Origin of the sequence: Streptomyces sp. NBC_01171 (assembly GCF_045039805.1) — a bacterium.
Classification (GTDB): domain Bacteria; phylum Actinomycetota; class Actinomycetes; order Streptomycetales; family Streptomycetaceae; genus Streptomyces.
Window position 1 is genome coordinate 3,308,668 of record NZ_CP108609.1, and the last position, 15,322, is coordinate 3,323,989.

Consider the following 15,322-nt stretch of genomic DNA (forward strand, 5'->3'; position numbering starts at 1 on the left):
GAGCTGATCACTTATGGCAGCACGCAAGCCCGACGAGACCCCCACCTCTGCCCCTGAGCAGCCGCCCGCGGCCGCCGTCCGCACGCAGGAGTACAGCGCGGGCACCGGCTGGGAGGTCGGCCAGACCGCGCCGAGCGACGCGTTCCGCGCGCTGGACGCCGCGGGCACCGGCTCGCCGACCGGCCCGGTCGTGCACGAGCACCCCGGCGGCTACGCCCGGCAGATCGTCGCCAAGGGAGGCCAGATCACCGAGGGCGTGCGCCGCGAGCTGGACGACGCCGAGCGCGAGAACGAGCAGGGCTGATCTGTGGCGTACTGCTCGATCGAAGCCGCGAGGAGCGCGGGCTGCACCGGCGATGACGCCGTGGTCGCCGCGTGGATCGAGGCTGCCCAAGAGGGGATCGAGCGGTACACCCAGCAGCTCTTCGAGCCCACCGACCGGGTGGTGGTAGCGGACGTGAGCGCGGCGGGACTGGTCATCTTGCCGCGCCGCGTCCGGTCGGTCGTCTCGGTCGCGCCCGTACTGGACGACGACGGGGCGTCGCTGCCGTCGTCGTCGTGGCGTCTCACCTCGTCTGACGTGCTCGGACAGATCGACGCCCTGCACCTTGCGTGGGGCGGTTACGACGATCTCGTGGCCGGGGCCGAGTCGTACAACGGCGGCTGGCTCGGGCTGTGGGAGCAGTGGGGCGCCGAACAGGTCCGGGTGACCGGCGAGTTCGGATACGCCGCGCCGCCGCTCCTCGTGGGCCAGGCGTGCGCCCTGCTCGCCGCCGACCTCCAGGCCAAGGCGCAGCCGTCCGACGCGGACGCCGCACAGGACTCCAGCCTCCAGGTGGACGACGAGGGCAACAACGTGGCCATCGAGAACAACGACGACGCCCCGTCGTCGGAGCCCGTCGCCCCGTCGGCGTCGACCGGATCGACGCAGGTAGACGCCCTCCTCGCCCCGTACATGAACCGTGGCCCCTCGCTGATCGGGGGCATCTGATGCGCGTACGCCGCAGCGTCCGCATGGGCATGCGCACCGAGGCCCGCACCACCATCAACACCCGCCAGTACGAGCGCGGCCTGCGCCGCGTCATCGGCCGCATGTCCGACGACGTGGCCCGCGCCGTGGAAGCGACCCGCATCGACGTGCAGAACGAGGCGCGACGCCGGGCACCGGTCGACACCGGCCGGCTGCGCTCCAGCATCGTCTCCCGCGCCGAGGGCAGCGGCCGGTCGCTCGGCTACGTCATCGGCTCGAACGTCAACTATGCGTCCGCCGTGGAGTACGGGACCGCGCCGCACGTCATCAAGCCCAAGCACAAGAAGGCGCTGTACTGGCCGGGCGCCGCGCACCCCGTCGCGCAGGTCAACCACCCCGGTACCCGCGCGCAGCCCTTCCTCCGCCCGGCCATCGAGCTGACGCCGATCTTCTGGCGGGCGCACGCCTCGCAGATCGGGAGGCGCTGATGGCCGCGAGCACTGCGGGCGCCATCAAAGCCCGCCTGGAGGCGCTCGGGTTCGGCGTGCCCGCCTTCCGCGACGGACCCCGCGAGGGGCAGGACGAGCCGTACATCGTCGTCCAGGAGGGCATGCCCGCCGGACTCGACACCGGCAACGGCGACTTCGGCGACCCGACCGCCGAGATCAACATCGTGGAGACCATCACCGTCGACCTCGTGCAGCGGGCCCGCGTCCAGACCGGCGCCCGCACCACCAAGGTCACCGAACGGTACGGGCTGGCCGAAGCCATCGCACACGCCCTGCACGGCTGCACACTCCCCGCGCACCCGGCGAAGGTCACAGCCGTCCGGTTGCAGGACATCGACCGCATCCCGATCGAGGACAACCGGGTGCGGCACTCCATCACCGTGCAGGTCCACCGCGTCCTGCTGCGAGACGAGGTGGTCCCGTCGTGAACCCCATCTACACGTCGCTCGACCGCGACGAGGTGATCAGCTACCTCGGCCGCTGCTGGCCCCCGCGCCCCGGCGACCCCTGCCTCACCGTGCCGGCCGACGCCGGGCTCACCGACGGGGCGGCCACGGTCTACCCGCGCGAGGGCCAGCCCGGCATGGCGTGGTGGGTGGTCGACAGCACGGTCTACCAGCAGGACGCCGGCACGCCCGACGAGGCGCTGGCCGCTCTGCTGCCGGGCTCCGTCCTCACCACCGTTCCGGACCCCCACCCCGTGCTGGACGGCCCGCCACCGACTTCAGACGCCTCGCTCTCGCCCACGGACTGAGCCGGACCCCGGCACCAGGAAGGAAGACCATGCCTCTCCAGCGCTTTACCCGCGTCTACGGAATCCAGGACGCCAAGATCGCTCCCCTGACGAGCGACCCGGCGACGGGCACCCCGACCTACGGGGCGCTCATCGACGTGCCCGGCATCAAGACCTTCGAGATCAGTGGCGACGTGGAGGTTAAGAAGCTCCGCGGCGACAACACCCAGTTGGCCACCAACGCCGCGATCTCCAACATTCAGGTCTCGGTCAGCCACGCCAAGATGTCGCTCGACGTGCTGGCCGCGATCGTCGGCGGCACGGTCACCGACTCGGGCACCACCCCGGCGCAGAAGACGACGTGGGACCTGACCTCGGACACGGCCAACATGCCGCCCTTCAAGCTGGAGGGGGTCACGCCGCCGAACGGTGTGGACATCATCGGCGGCGACTGCCACGTGATCCTCCACAAGCTGACGCTGTCGGCGTTCCCTGACCTCGGGTTCTCCGAGGAGGACTACCGCATCGCCTCCTTCACGGCGGACGCGGACCCGCTGCTGTCCAACAAGAAGTGGATCAGCACCGTCATCAACGAGACCGCCGCCGCGATCGTCTGATCTCCGGGCCGGGCGCGTCCTCGCTCAGCGCTCCCGGCCCGGCCCCGCTCCCCACCCGCAGGCCGAAACCCGGCACTCAGCAAGGGACATGACCATGACCGCAGGACTGGACCTGCTCGCCTCGGGGGCGAGCATCTCCCTGACCGACGGCACCGAGGTGTCGCTGCGCTACCCGATGCGCGCCATCGCACTGCTGGAGGCTCGATACGGGTCTGTCGTCGCCGTGCAGTCGGCCATCGACACCACTGGCAACGGTGCCGCGTACGGACCGATCGTCCAGCTCATCGGCGCGGGCTGCCTCGGCCCCGGAGGCTTCGAGCCCCACTTCCGCGAGCACCAGGACGCCAAGGGCGTCAGGCGGGTGGCCGGGGACATCACCTACCGGCGCCGCACCGACGGCGCCGACCTCGCCGACCTGCTGCACCCCGGCCACCTCGGCTCCTACGTGGACGCGTGGCAGACCGCCTTTACCAAGGCGCTGGAGGCCATGGGAAACGGCGACGCCCCGGGGGCCGGGGCGGACGCAGCGACGACGGAGACCGTTTCCCCTGGTCTCAGCTCTACTACCTCGCCGTCGGTGCCCTCCACATTCCTCCCGGCGACTTCTGGGACATGACCCTCGGCCAGCTCATGACGCTGGCCGACGAGCACCAGGCCGCCCACCAGACGGGCGGCGACCGATCCCAGCCCACCCAGTCAGGCCCCGGCCTGCTGGAGATGGCCCGCATGCAGTAGCCGACGAGGAGGTGGCACGTGGCCGACGACATCAACCTGCCGAATCTGGTCAGCCACCTCGCGGTCAACCTGGACGGCATGTCCGGCACGATCGCCGACGCGCAGCGGCAGGGCTCCAGCATCGGCGCCGCCCTCGGCGCAGGCGTCCAGCGGGAGTTGCGGGATCTCGTCTCGCACCTGCCCGACATCGAGATCGACGGCGACAGCAGCGACCTGGACCGGGACCTCGCCCGCGTCCGCCGCGAGATGGACGAGCTGGCCACCCAGCGCATCGGCGTGGACATCTCCATCGAGGACGCGCTCCGCCGCATCAACGAGCTTCAGCCGCACCTCGACCGCCTCTCCGACCAGCACCCGAACATCAACGTGCAGGCGGCGACGCGCGGCGCCTCACGGCAGCTCGATGAACTCCTCGCCGCCGCCCGCCGCGTGGACGACACGGACGTGGAGATCGATGTCCACGTAGACGAAGACCGGATCAGCCGGGCGCACGGCCTGCTCGGCAAGCTGGTCTCGGGGCTCGGCTCGCTCGGCGGGATCGGCGCGGGCATCGGCAAGGCGGCGGCGGGCATCGGCTCCATCGCCCCGGCCCTGTCCAGCGCTGTCACCATGCTGGCGAACGTCGCCCCGGCAGGCGCGGTCGCGGTGACCGGATTGGCCGCCGTCCAGCTCGCCTCGGGCACGGTGAAGCTCGCGGCCGTCGGCATGGGCGACGCACTGTCGGCGGCGCTCGATCCGGAGAAGGCGAAGGAGTACGGGGAGGCGCTGAAGAAGCTGTCGCCCGAGGCCCGCAAGTTCGCCGAGACCATCCACGACGCGGCGCCCCAGCTCCGGGCGCTCCAACAGTCCGTGCAGGACCGCGCCTTCAAGGGGCTCAGCGACCAGCTCGAACGCACCGGCAAGAGCGTGCTACCGGTACTGAAGGCGAACCTGGTCGGCACGGCTGGCGCCCTGAACCAGATGGGTACCGGCGTCCTCATGGCCGCCACGTACATGGCGGATAACGGCACGCTGGGGAAGGCGCTGGGCTCGGCGACCAAGGGCCTGCACAACTTGGCGGGCGTGCCGGCCACGGTGGTCAACTCCCTCGGGCAACTCGCCGCAGCAGCGGGCCCCACCTTCGAGCGGCTGACAGCGGCGGCGGGCCGGGGCGCGGCCGGGATCGGCGACAAGCTCAGCAAGGCGTTCGAGTCGGGCGCCATGCAGAAGGCCATCGAGCACGCCGTAGATCTGATCAAGCAACTCGTGGCCGTCGGCGGCAACGTGGCCGAGGTCTTGGGCAACGTGTTCTCGGCGATGCCGGCCGGGGGCGGCGGCCTGGTCGGCGTGCTGGAGGACATCACCAGCGCGCTCGCCGCGATCACGGGGACGGCGGACGTGCAGCAGGGCCTCGCCGCCCTCTTCCAGACCATGAGCACGGTGGGCGCGACCGCGGCCCCGCTGCTGGCGCAGGCGCTGGCGACGATCGCCCCCATCTTCACCGCGCTGGGGCCGCCCATCCAGGACGTGCTCCAGGCCCTCCAGGTCGGCCTCACTCCGGTGATCGACGCGCTCGGTCCGGTGCTCCAGAGCGCGGCGGGCGCGGTCGGCGAGCTGATCGTGTCACTCGCCCCGCTGCTGCCCGTCGTCGGCCAGTTGGCCGCTGCCCTCCTGCCCGCGCTCACCCCGGTGCTCGATGCCTGCCGCGTCGTGTTCGCGGCACTGGCGCCAGTCGTCACGCAGGTGGGTTACATCCTCCAGCAGACCCTCGCGCCGATCATCGCCCAACTGCCCGCGCTCATTGCGCCGCTGGCCGACATGCTCGCGCAGAACCTCGCGGTGCAGTTCCAGCTCATCGGCCAACTCCTGATGCAGGTGGGGCCGTCGCTGGTGCAGCTCGGCGTCGCCTGCGGGCAGCTCCTCGTGGCGCTCACCCCGGTCATCGTGGCGGTGGCCCAGTTCGCCACCGAGATGCTCACGCACGCGGGCCCCGCTCTGGGCCCGCTGATCTCGCTCGTCGCCCGCCTCGCGTCCATCCTGATCGGCAACCTGGCGCAGGCCATCACGGGCGTGGCGGTGCCCGCGCTCCGGGCGCTGTCGGCGCTGCTGTCGGGCAACGTGAGCGGTGCGGTGTCTGCCGCAAAGACCATGTTCAGCGGACTGGTCTCCACCACGGTCAGCCTGTTCACGGGCCTGCCCAGCCGGGCGGCTGCGGCACTGGCCCCGCTGGTGGGCAGGCTGGCGGCGGCGGCCAATTCGGCCGGCCAGTCTCTCAACAACTCGATGCGCGCCAAGGTCGACTCGGCGGTGGCCACGGTGCGTGGCCTGCCCGGCCGCGCGGCGGGCGCGCTCGGTGGCCTCGGCGGCGTGCTGCGTGGGGCGGGCGCCTCGCTGATCTCCGGTTTCATCTCCGGTATCCAGTCGCAGATCGGGGCCGTGCGGTCCACCCTTCAGGGCCTCACCAGCAAGTTGACGGACTGGAAGGGCCCGAAGAAGAAGGACGCCACGATCCTCACCCCGGCGGGCCGCCTGCTGATCCAGGGCTTCATCAAGGGCATCGACGGCACCACCGCTCAGCTCCGCGCCAGACTGGCGTCGATCACCAAGGCGCTGCCGGCCAACGTCCGCTCGGGCATCGGCAAGACGCTGGCCAGAGCGACGGCCGAGCTGGAGAAGCTGGTCACCAAGCGGGACGGGGTGATCAAGAAGCTGGCCGCCGCGCAGAAGAAGCTCGACGGGCTGGTGAAGGCGCGCAGCAAGGTCGCGGGCGATATCACCTCGGGCATCCTCCAGGAAGCCAACATCACCAGCGGCCACGCCGACGTGAACAGCGTCTCCGCGATCACGGTCGAACTGCAACAGGCGCTCAAGAAGACGAAGGACTTCCAGGCCAACATTGCCAAGCTCCGCAAGGCGGGCCTGCGTTCCGACCTGCTCCAGCAGATCGCCGACGCGGGCGTGGAAGGCGGCGCCGCCACGGCGACCGCGCTGGCCCGCGCAACTCCCGCCGAGCTGAAGCGGATCAACGACCTGCAAGGCCAGCTCGCCAAGAGCGCCACCGCCACCGGCAACACCGTGGGCGACGCCCTGTACGGCGCGGGCATCCGGGCGGCGCAGGGCCTCGTGGCCGGGCTGAAGTCGCAGGAGGCGGCGATCGAAAAGCAGATGGCGAAGATCGCCAACAGCATGCTCACCACGGTCAAGAAGAAGCACAAGACGCACTCGCCGTCACGGGCGTTCGCCGAGATCGGCGTCATGGATATGGAGGGCTTGCGCGGCGGCGTGCTCAGCAGTGCGCACCGGGCGATCGGCGCCGTCTCCGACGTGGCAGGCCGCGCGCTCCGGGCCGCGTCCGGGGTGGGCGGGGCGCTCACCGCGGCTGTGCCGACCGGCGGGCAGCTCGCCGCGGTCTACGCGGGCGCGGGCCCCGCCACCGGCGGAGACAACCACTTCCACCTGTACGGCGGGGACGCCACGCCGGGCGGCATCCTGCGCGCCCTGTCGTGGCAGGGCCTCGTGGGGAGGCGATGACCGTGGCGCAGCAGGCACTCGGCACCGTGCAGTGGGGTGACCTCACGTTCGGGCCTGGCACGCCGTACGCGGTGACCGCACTGGAAGGGCTGGACGACCTGCCCGAGATTCGGGCCGAGGACGTGGACCGGCCCGGCCAGCACGGCGACTACACCGGCCCCGACTGGACCGGCGCCCGCGTCATCACTATGCGGCTCGGGCTGCACACTGACAGCCCCGACCAGCTCCGGGACCTGAGCCTCGCACTGCGCGCGGCCACCCAGCCACAAGCCCAGCCCGCGCCGTTGCAGTTCCTCCAGCAGGGCACGCTCGTATGGGCCAAGGTGCGGAAGCGCAGCATCCCGTACGACGCCGAGTACCTGTGGAGCATCGGGGACGCGGCGCTGGAGTTCTACTGCGCCGACCCGTACCTGTACGGGCTGGAGGAGCAGTCGGCGAGCACCACCACCTACAGCCCTTCCGTGGGCCGCACCTACCCGATGGTGCACCCGCGCTCGTACGGCACCGCCGGCCAATCCGGCCGACTCACGGCCGCCAACAAGGGGGCGTCGCCCGCCTTCCCGGTGCTGCGCATCGACGGCCCCGTGGCCTCGCCCGCGATCGAGCAGGTCACGACCGGCGGCATCCTCACCCTGGACGCCACGCTCCAGGCGGGCGAGTACCTCACCATCGACACCCGCTCCCGCGCCGTCCTGCTGATGGGCACCAGCCCGCGCCGGTCGTGGGTGCGCGCCGGGTCGGCGTGGCCGGTGCTGTGTCCCGGCGTCAACGAACTCGCCTACCGCGGGAATGCCCTGCCGGGCGCTCCCGGCCAATCGTCCCTGCTGACCGTCACCTGGCGTGACACCAGCCTGTAGGAAGGAGGCCACCCCGTGGCTGTGATCAACCCCCCGGCCTGGATGCAGGCTGGCTCGTACCCGGCCCGCAATGACCGGCTCGCACTCTCCGGGCTGCTGTCGTACCCCGGCTTCGCGGCGGACGAGGCGACGCCGCTGCGCATCCGGCAGGGCGTCAAGCCGTCGTACCAGAACTACCAGATGAAGGTCAGGCCAGCGGCCACCCCGAACATGACCGTGATCGTCAGCGGTGGGTTCGTGTTCATCGACCAGCACGACACGGGCGGCGTCGGCACCTACATCTGCGCCAACGACGGCGACGTGACGCTGACGATCGCGCCTGCGGGCGGGGCCGGACAGTACCGCAAGGACACAGTGATTGCGTCCGCCTACGACGCCGAGTACGCGGGCGCCCTCTCCGAGTGGCGGCTGGAGGTCATCCAGGGCCCGTACGCCGCGTCGGCCGGCGCCACGGTCCGGGGCACCCTCCCGTCCAACGCGCAGGTGCTGGCCGACATCTCCCTCAGCCCGTCACAGACCAGCGTGTCGGCGGCCAACATCACCGACCTGCGGAACTACTGCGTTGCGTCGGGCGGTGTGGTGCCGGTGTCCTCGGCGGTGGCTCCGCCGCGGCTCCACCCTGGGCAGATGCTGTATGTGACGGACACGGACCGTCTGCTGTACGGCAAGTCGGACGGCTCGCAGGGCGAGGTGCAGAAAAGTCCGGGGGTGTGGACCTCGTACACCCCTGCGTGGACGACGGCGAACGGGCAGCACACCCCGTCGTACGGGAACGCGACGATCGACTGCCGGTACACCCGCATCGGTAGGACGGTTCTCTTCTACATGAACATCACGTTCGGCTCGTCCACGAACTTCGGGTCGGGTGCGACGGGCTCCGACAACTGGACCTTCGGCCTCCCCACCGCGGCGGCCGTGGCGGGTGCCCCGATCGGCAAGGTCAGCCTGGAGCCGGGCAACGGCGCGAGGGCCTCCAGCGCCCTGGCTCAGGTCAACAGCCCCACGGATACGTTCAGCATCTACCTGGACGGCCCCCGCATCGACAGCAGCACTACGGCCGGGACCGGCATCGCCGACTCCGTCACGCCGTTCACGTGGGCGTCGGGCATGCGGTTCACCGTCAACGGCCAGTACGAGGCCGCATCGTGACGGACCTGACGATGCTCCGCGCCGAGCTGTCCGCCGCCGACCGTCAGCAGCCGCAGCACACGTACACCTACCTGTTCTGCGACCTGCGCACGGACGCGCTGCTCGCCGAGCTGCCCATGTCCGCCGTCTCGTACAGCTTCGAGTTGAACGGGATCGGCAAGTTGACCGGCACCATCCCCTACAACAGCGAGACCCTGCCGCTCGATCCGGAGACCGCGAGCACGCCCGCGCGCACTGCCGTCTACGTGGACCGGGACGGGGTGATCGTGTGGGGCGGGATCGTGTGGACGCGGCAGGACGTGACCGGCGGGAAGCAGATCCAGGCTGCCGAGTTCTTCAGCTACTACCAGCACCGGTACGTGAAGAAGACGCTGTCCAACGACACGTCGCTGCTGGTCGACCCCTCGTTCGTGCAGGACGGCGGCCAGCGGATCTACACCGATCAGAAGTGGCTCACCTGGTCGCTGATGCGGTACGCCCGCGACCAGCCGGGCGGGCACATCCTCATCGACATCAACGCCCTGTCCGGCGACCCGCACGGCATCGACCGGCCGGCCACGACGTACTTCGGTTACGAGCGGCCCGAGATCTACAAGGCCATCAGCGAACTAGCCAGCGCGGACGACGGGTTCGACTTCGGTATCGAGGTGGGTTGGACGACGGCCGCGAACAACGAGGCGCCCGTCCGGTACCGGAGGGCTAAGACGTGGTTCCCCCGCCGGGGCCGCCCGGCCGCCGAGTCCGGGCTCGTGTTCTCGAAGGGCGGCGGGTACGGGTCGATCCTGTCGTACGACTGGCCCGAGGACGGCACCTCGCTGGTCACGGAGATGTCCGGCCTCGGCGGCGGCAGCGGTGAGGCGAAGGTCATCCGGACCGCCGTCGCACAGGACATGCTCGATGCGGGCTGGCCTCTGCTGGAGGGCGTCGCCACCTACGACGGGGTAATAGACGGCGGGCAGGTGCAGGGCCTGACCAACGCCGACCTGGAGGCGGCATCGGGCAGTCAGGTGATGCCCACCTTCGAGGTCAGCGCCGACGCGGACCCCGCCTTCGGCAGCTACAGCGTGGGTGACGAGGCCCTGTTCGTCATCGACCCCGAGCCCCAGTCCCCGAACGGCCGGCAAGGCACGCTGCGCATCGCCTCCATCGAGAACACCAGCGTCAACGGCCCCGAGCGCATCCGCCTGACCTGCGTGGGGGTGTGACGTGCCGAAGGTGCAGAGACCCCCGGACATCCTCCGCGAGCTGGCCGAGCTGAAGGAGCAGGTGGCCGACCTCCGCAGGTCCGGCCGGGAGCGCGACGAGCTGCCGTTCTTCCCGACCTCCCTGCGTGGCCTGGTCTACGAGGACGGCACCAGCTTCACCACCACGTGGGAGACGATCCTCAGCCCGCGCACGGCCACGCTCCAGCTCGGCTTGGTCTTCATCGGCGACGCGGTCAGCGGCACCAACACGGGCGGCGCCTGGCAGGTGGTGCTCAACGACACCACGGTCATCTCCTCCGGGACCGTCCCCGCCACGTTCGCGTTCCAGATCGCCACGCTCACCGTTGACCTCACCCCGTACCTGACGGCTGCCCAGCTCAAGGTGCAGATCCAGACCCGCCGCACATCCGGCGCCACGACCGGCGGCAAGTACGGCGGCGGCGGCTCGATCGGCTCCGCCCCCCGCTACGCCCGACTCCTCTGAAAGGAACCCCATGGCCTGGTACCCCGGCGCCAAGAAGATGGAGCTGCAACCCGAGTCGGATCAGCAGCCCGCCATCAAGCCCACGCAGTTCATCCTCCACAGCATCGTCGCCCCCTGGACCCCGCAGCGGACGTACGAGTACTGGCGCGACAGCACCAACCTGGAGAGCCACTTCGGCCTCGGCTACGACGGGAGCCTCGGGCAGTTCATCGGGACGCAGACCCGCGCCGATGCGAACGGCCCCGCCAACCGGCGGCCGGACGGCACGGGCGCGGTCTCGCTGGAGTCGGCATCGAACCTCCAAGCGTCGGACCCGTGGACAGCCGCGCAGGTGGAGGCGATCGTCCGGCTCGGCGTGTGGCTGCACCAGACCCACGGCATCCCGCTGCGGATCTGCCGCAGCGCGGACGACCCCGGCTACGGCTACCACCGGCTGCACACCGCGTGGAATCCGGACGCCCACTCCTGCCCGGGCGACGCCCGCGTGAAGCAGTTCCACGAGGTCGTCTTCCCGGCGATCGTCGCCCGCGCAACCGGCAAGGCCACCGACAGCAAGGAGCTGGACATGGACGAGGACAAGGTGTTCGACGCGGTGTGGGAGCAGGACAAGGCGCCTGCCCCCAGCACCTCTTCGACCGCCAAGAGCAACCCGACGTGGAAGCCGATCTCGTTCCTCCGCGAGATGTACGACCTCCTCACCGGGATGAAGAAGGACATCGACGCGCTGCGCGCCGAGGTCGCCACACTGAAGAAGGGGGCCTGACCATGGCCGAGATCCATCTGCCCACCGCCGACACCGTCGTGAAGACCAGCGGCACCTACGCCCGCGACCTGACCGAGCGCGTCCTGTGGACGTTCCTCGGCGCGGCCGGCGCGGTCGCCCTCGCGGGCGGCCCGGCGGACATGCTGCACGTCTCCTTCTGGCAGGGCGCCGGAACGGCCGGATTCGCGGCGGCCGTCGCGCTGGTGAAGGGCATCGCCGCCCGCGCGATCGGCTCGAAGAACAGCGCCTCCACCGCAGCGGGCGTCTGATGCGCGCGGCGGTCCGGCGGCTGCGCAAGCGGCTGGGCCGCCGCGGCGCACTGCTCTCCCTCAAAGGGGTCATGGCCATGGGCTACGGCTCAGGGCAGATTGTCCAGCCCACCGGCGACCGGCACGGCCTGACGCTGCTGTTGAAGTTCATGCCGCTGGAGAGATGGGGGTGGGCGTGGATCACGGCTGGTGCAGTGGCGCTCGTCTGCGCGTGGCTGCCACAACGCCGGGACTGGCCCGGCTACCTCGCGGTATGGCTGATCGCCACCCCGTGGGCAATGGCCTACCTGGCGTCGTGGTGGCCGCTCGGCGAAAGCCCCCGCGGCTGGGTCCTCGCCATGATCTTCGGCGCGTTCGGCTCGGTCTGCCTGGTGGCCATCGGCTGGGACGAGCCTCCGGCACGATCGGAGCTACCGCGTGAGACCTGAAATGCTGACCGCCGTCAGCGCCCTGGCCGTCGCCGTTGTCACCGCAGCAGGCGGGACCGTCACAACCGTCATCGGCCGGCGGCAGCCCCGACGCCCCCGAGGCGCGGAGAGGCGGGACGACTTCACTGCGGTGACCGACAAACTCGGCGAGCACATCGCCCGCCTGGAGCGCGAGGCCGAGCAGGACCGACAGCAGGCCGAGCACGACCGGGCGAGGATCGGTGCTCAAGATTTCGCCCTGCGCTACATCGCCGCCTGGGCCCGCTCCCTGGTGACGTACATGCGGGAGCAGCGTCTCGAACCACCGCCCCCGCCGCAGCCGATACCCGACGAGGTCCGCCCCTACTTGCACGACATCAGTTCGTGACAGCGGCCCCGCTCTCCTCCGGGAGGGCGGGGCTGTTTCTTCATTTCCTGGGTCACCCGGTGGGCCGCTGAGCAGCGACGAAGCTTCCGAGGCCGGGCTCGGTGTAGATCAGCCCGTCTGCCCGCAGGCCCTGATGAACCTTCTGCGCGGTCGCCTGCGCAATGCCGAACTCGGTGACGAGCTGCATGACCGAGGGCACTCGGGTGCGCGGCGGGTAGGTGCCGTCAGCGATCCGCGCCCGGACCACGTCGGCTACCTGCTTCCACCTGGGCACATCCGGCTCCCACTCGATCATGCGGCCAACGTGACACGCCAGGGCGTACCACGCGAGTTGTCCTATGCCTGGCAACCCATAGCATGCTAGGTCTACGCTGCGGGAATGAGTAAGCCCCCGAGCGGCTGCCGGGCCGCTGGGGGCAAGGGCCGACTGGATGGAGTCGACATGGCGCACCGTACCGCTCAGCTAGCCGCACTGGCAGAGCGCCCACCCGCCAGTTTCCCCGCCGAGCTGATCCCGCTGCTCGGCGTACCCGACCTCGCCACGCTCACCCCAGACCAGGCCGCCGGACGCGCCTGCGTCTGGGGCGGCGCGCGGCTCCAGCTCGACACCGCCATAGACCTCGGCGAGACCCGGCACGACGGGGTGCGCGTCTTCCCTCAGTCCTGCGGGCCGTGCGTCGCCGAGCGCGCCCTCCTGGCCCTCGCCCCGCACTCCATCGACTGCGAGCCCTGCCACGACCGCGAGCGCTGGCAGGACTGCCCCATCGGGGGCGGCCTCCACCGCCTCCGCGTCGAAGCGCTCCGCCTGCCGCGCCCTGGGGATGCCCGGTGACGATGCCCTACGTGCTGCCCCGCACCGGGGAACTCGGGCCGCCCGTGCCCGTCATCGTCACCCCAGCCGGCGTCCGCTACGCCGACCCGGCACGGGACCGGGCTGGGCGCGACCCGGACGGCGTGCTGTGGGAGGTGCGCGAGGGCACTCCGACCGGACCGCCCGCGTACACCGCCGAGCTGCACCCGGCCCGGCAGCGCGAGGCGATGGAGCGGCTGCTGTGCGCGGGATGCCGCGAGTCAGCCGACCGGGGCCCGGACGGGGTGCTGTGGCTGATACCCCTGCTCGGCGCCTCCCCCGACACCCGCTGGGAGGGCGTGCACGCGGCGATCCCGCCCATGTGCGCGGCCTGCGCCGAGCTGGCCCCGCGCGTCTGCCCCGTCCTACGCGACGGTCACGTAACCCTCCGCGTCCGCGAGGCCGAACCGATCGGCGTCCGCGGCACCCTCCACCCCCGGCCCGGCCAGCCCGGCGAGCCCGACCCCGACGCCCTGGTCCCGTACGACTCCGACGCCATGCCGTTCGTCGTCGCCCGCCAGGTCGTCCGCGAGCTGTGCCAGGTGACCGTCACCCGGTAGCAGCCCCCCTAGCCCCCGGCGCTCCCTGCGCCGGTGAGGAAACCCAGAAAGGCACGACCATGCAGAACAGCAGCGAGGGCCTCATCTTCGTGAAGTCCAGCTACAGCGTGCAGAACGCGTGCGTGGAGGTCGCAGCTCTCCCCGACGGTGGGCGCGCGGTCCGCGACTCCAAGAACCCGAACGGGCCGGTGCACTTCTTCAACCGTGAGGAGTGGGACGCGTTCGTGCTGGGCGCCAAGGATGGCCAGTTCGACAACTAGTCCCTGGACCGCCCACGGCCGCCCTCGCCATCAGCAGGGGCGGCCGTGCTCTGTGGCAGTCACCTCACCAGTTCCGCCAACGGGATCTCGAAAGCAGCGGCCAGTAGCAGCAGGTCGTCCAGGTTCGGGGTGCGAGCGCCGTACTCCCATCGGTGGATGGTCCGGTACTCCCGGCCTACGCGGGTGCCGAGTTGCTCCTGCGTCAGCCCTATCCGCTCGCGCTCAGCGCGGATGCGTGCCCCGATCTCCCGACGGCGGGCGGGCACCCAGTCGGGCATGGGGTCGAGAGGCACCCGCCCACGTTGGATTGATCATGGAGAATTGTCTCTGCCTGGCTGGGCATATTTGTGGATCATGACCGGCTGGACACAGCATCCATCCCGTCTCCATGAACCCCCGCCCGGTCCGCCGGGCGGGTCAGGTGGCGTACCGGCGTACCAGCGTCCGCCGCGATCACGCCACCGGTCGCTTTGTCTTCGGACAGAGCGAGCCGCCCCACCCCCAGCACGGGGTGGGGCGGTCTACGTTGGGTTGTACGTGCGACCCCCGCCGACTGATGCGGCGGGGGTCGCCGCCTGCGGGCCAGGTCTCCCCACCTGGGTACCGCAGGTGACGACGAGCCAGCGTCGGGCGCGCGAGGGGAGTCGCGCCGTCCTCGTCCCAGTCGGAACTCTAAGGTGCATCGTGCATCGATCAAGTCCCCCAAGAGGGTGACGGCGAAACCGTGATCATCTTGGGGTTGTGGACTCTATGCGGACTCGGGACAGCAGAACGCCCTCCGAGGTGATCCTCGGAGGGCGTCTGACCTGCTGTGGAGCCTAGGGGAGTCGAACCCCTGACATCTGCCATGCAAAGACAGCGCTCTACCAACTGAGCTAAGGCCCCGAAAGGGGACGGCCGACGGGAGGACGGGCTCCTGGCGGGCGTCGCAGACCAGAGTACCGGTTCACCCCCCGTATCCCGCAAAAAGATTGGGGGTCCCCGCGAATCACCCCGCTCCGTAGGATGCTCGACGTGGTTCGCTTCAGCGAACCTCGGTTTCTGGGGAAGCGATGG

General features: G+C 70.7%; 22 protein-coding genes and 1 tRNA gene. 20 read left to right on the forward strand and 3 right to left on the reverse strand.

The window, feature by feature from the left end:
• The first annotated feature begins 13 nt into the window (after nucleotides 1-13).
• The 17 genes from OG448_RS15260 (at nucleotide 14) to OG448_RS15340 (ending at nucleotide 12,596) form a co-directional block, all read left to right on the forward strand.
• Nucleotides 14-304 (forward strand): hypothetical protein, encoded by a 291-nt coding sequence (locus OG448_RS15260; protein ID WP_405554333.1) that lies wholly within the window; start codon nucleotides 14-16, stop codon nucleotides 302-304.
• 3 nt (nucleotides 305-307) lie between these two features.
• The gene (locus OG448_RS15265; protein ID WP_405554334.1) at nucleotides 308-991 is read left to right on the forward strand and encodes a hypothetical protein; all 684 of its coding nucleotides are present in this window, start codon (nucleotides 308-310) and stop codon (nucleotides 989-991) included.
• Nucleotides 991-1,458 (forward strand): HK97 gp10 family phage protein, encoded by a 468-nt coding sequence (locus tag OG448_RS15270; protein ID WP_405554336.1) that lies wholly within the window; start codon nucleotides 991-993, stop codon nucleotides 1,456-1,458. The genes OG448_RS15265 and OG448_RS15270 overlap by 1 nt, the downstream gene beginning before the upstream one ends.
• Nucleotides 1,458-1,907 (forward strand): hypothetical protein, encoded by a 450-nt coding sequence (locus OG448_RS15275; RefSeq protein ID WP_405554337.1) that lies wholly within the window; start codon nucleotides 1,458-1,460, stop codon nucleotides 1,905-1,907. The genes OG448_RS15270 and OG448_RS15275 overlap by 1 nt, the downstream gene beginning before the upstream one ends.
• Nucleotides 1,904-2,233: a hypothetical protein gene (locus OG448_RS15280; protein ID WP_405554339.1), complete on the forward strand. Its 330-nt coding sequence runs from the start codon at nucleotides 1,904-1,906 to the stop codon at nucleotides 2,231-2,233. Before OG448_RS15275 ends, OG448_RS15280 begins: the two co-directional genes overlap by 4 nt.
• A 29-nt stretch (nucleotides 2,234-2,262) precedes the next feature.
• Complete coding sequence (locus OG448_RS15285) at nucleotides 2,263-2,829, forward strand: phage tail protein (RefSeq protein ID WP_405554341.1); 567 nt, start codon at nucleotides 2,263-2,265, stop codon at nucleotides 2,827-2,829.
• 94 nt (nucleotides 2,830-2,923) lie between these two features.
• On the forward strand, nucleotides 2,924-3,445 hold the full coding sequence (locus tag OG448_RS15290; RefSeq protein ID WP_405554343.1) for a hypothetical protein: 522 nt from the start codon (nucleotides 2,924-2,926) through the stop codon (nucleotides 3,443-3,445).
• Nucleotides 3,418-3,564, forward strand: a complete 147-nt coding sequence (locus tag OG448_RS15295) for a hypothetical protein (RefSeq protein WP_405558815.1) — start codon at nucleotides 3,418-3,420, stop codon at nucleotides 3,562-3,564. Before OG448_RS15290 ends, OG448_RS15295 begins: the two co-directional genes overlap by 28 nt.
• Before the next feature lie 18 nt (nucleotides 3,565-3,582).
• On the forward strand, nucleotides 3,583-7,074 hold the full coding sequence (locus OG448_RS15300; protein WP_405554345.1) for a hypothetical protein: 3,492 nt from the start codon (nucleotides 3,583-3,585) through the stop codon (nucleotides 7,072-7,074).
• Between the two features lie 2 nt (nucleotides 7,075-7,076).
• Nucleotides 7,077-7,931, forward strand: a complete 855-nt coding sequence (locus OG448_RS15305) for a phage distal tail protein (RefSeq protein WP_405554347.1) — start codon at nucleotides 7,077-7,079, stop codon at nucleotides 7,929-7,931.
• 15 nt (nucleotides 7,932-7,946) lie between these two features.
• Complete coding sequence (locus OG448_RS15310) at nucleotides 7,947-9,080, forward strand: hypothetical protein (protein WP_405554349.1); 1,134 nt, start codon at nucleotides 7,947-7,949, stop codon at nucleotides 9,078-9,080.
• Nucleotides 9,077-10,285 carry a hypothetical protein gene (locus OG448_RS15315; protein ID WP_405554350.1) on the forward strand — a complete coding sequence of 403 codons (1,209 nt, stop codon included), beginning with the start codon at nucleotides 9,077-9,079 and terminating at the stop codon, nucleotides 10,283-10,285. The genes OG448_RS15310 and OG448_RS15315 overlap by 4 nt, the downstream gene beginning before the upstream one ends.
• Before the next feature lies 1 nt (nucleotide 10,286).
• Nucleotides 10,287-10,769 (forward strand): hypothetical protein, encoded by a 483-nt coding sequence (locus OG448_RS15320; RefSeq protein WP_405554352.1) that lies wholly within the window; start codon nucleotides 10,287-10,289, stop codon nucleotides 10,767-10,769.
• 10 nt (nucleotides 10,770-10,779) lie between these two features.
• Nucleotides 10,780-11,532 (forward strand): N-acetylmuramoyl-L-alanine amidase, encoded by a 753-nt coding sequence (locus OG448_RS15325; protein WP_405554354.1) that lies wholly within the window; start codon nucleotides 10,780-10,782, stop codon nucleotides 11,530-11,532.
• 2 nt (nucleotides 11,533-11,534) lie between these two features.
• A complete protein-coding gene (locus OG448_RS15330; protein WP_405554356.1) occupies nucleotides 11,535-11,801 on the forward strand; it encodes a hypothetical protein in 267 nt (88 codons plus the stop codon).
• On the forward strand, nucleotides 11,801-12,229 hold the full coding sequence (locus OG448_RS15335) for a hypothetical protein (RefSeq protein WP_405554358.1): 429 nt from the start codon (nucleotides 11,801-11,803) through the stop codon (nucleotides 12,227-12,229). The genes OG448_RS15330 and OG448_RS15335 overlap by 1 nt, the downstream gene beginning before the upstream one ends.
• The gene (locus OG448_RS15340; RefSeq protein ID WP_405554360.1) at nucleotides 12,219-12,596 is read left to right on the forward strand and encodes a hypothetical protein; all 378 of its coding nucleotides are present in this window, start codon (nucleotides 12,219-12,221) and stop codon (nucleotides 12,594-12,596) included. The genes OG448_RS15335 and OG448_RS15340 overlap by 11 nt, the downstream gene beginning before the upstream one ends.
• A 52-nt stretch (nucleotides 12,597-12,648) precedes the next feature.
• On the opposite strand, the gene OG448_RS15345 is transcribed toward OG448_RS15340, so the two are convergent.
• Nucleotides 12,649-12,891, reverse strand: a complete 243-nt coding sequence (locus OG448_RS15345; RefSeq protein ID WP_405554362.1) for a GntR family transcriptional regulator — start codon at nucleotides 12,889-12,891, stop codon at nucleotides 12,649-12,651.
• Between the two features lie 147 nt (nucleotides 12,892-13,038).
• Here OG448_RS15345 and OG448_RS15350 point away from each other — a divergent pair, with 147 nt between their 5' ends.
• Genes OG448_RS15350 through OG448_RS15360 form a run of 3 tightly spaced genes read left to right on the forward strand, consistent with a single transcriptional unit; the run spans nucleotide 13,039 to nucleotide 14,266 of the window.
• Nucleotides 13,039-13,428: a hypothetical protein gene (locus OG448_RS15350; RefSeq protein ID WP_405554364.1), complete on the forward strand. Its 390-nt coding sequence runs from the start codon at nucleotides 13,039-13,041 to the stop codon at nucleotides 13,426-13,428.
• Nucleotides 13,425-14,006 carry a hypothetical protein gene (locus tag OG448_RS15355; protein WP_405554365.1) on the forward strand — a complete coding sequence of 194 codons (582 nt, stop codon included), beginning with the start codon at nucleotides 13,425-13,427 and terminating at the stop codon, nucleotides 14,004-14,006. The genes OG448_RS15350 and OG448_RS15355 overlap by 4 nt, the downstream gene beginning before the upstream one ends.
• A 59-nt stretch (nucleotides 14,007-14,065) precedes the next feature.
• Nucleotides 14,066-14,266 carry a DUF397 domain-containing protein gene (locus OG448_RS15360; protein ID WP_405554367.1) on the forward strand — a complete coding sequence of 67 codons (201 nt, stop codon included), beginning with the start codon at nucleotides 14,066-14,068 and terminating at the stop codon, nucleotides 14,264-14,266.
• 59 nt (nucleotides 14,267-14,325) lie between these two features.
• Here OG448_RS15360 and OG448_RS15365 read toward each other — a convergent pair whose 3' ends face one another.
• Both OG448_RS15365 and OG448_RS15370 read right to left on the reverse strand, forming a co-directional pair.
• Nucleotides 14,326-14,559 (reverse strand): helix-turn-helix domain-containing protein, encoded by a 234-nt coding sequence (locus OG448_RS15365; protein ID WP_405554369.1) that lies wholly within the window; start codon nucleotides 14,557-14,559, stop codon nucleotides 14,326-14,328.
• A 519-nt stretch (nucleotides 14,560-15,078) separates the two neighbouring features.
• Nucleotides 15,079-15,151, reverse strand: a tRNA-Ala gene (locus OG448_RS15370).
• Nucleotides 15,152-15,322: the final 171 nt, after the last annotated feature.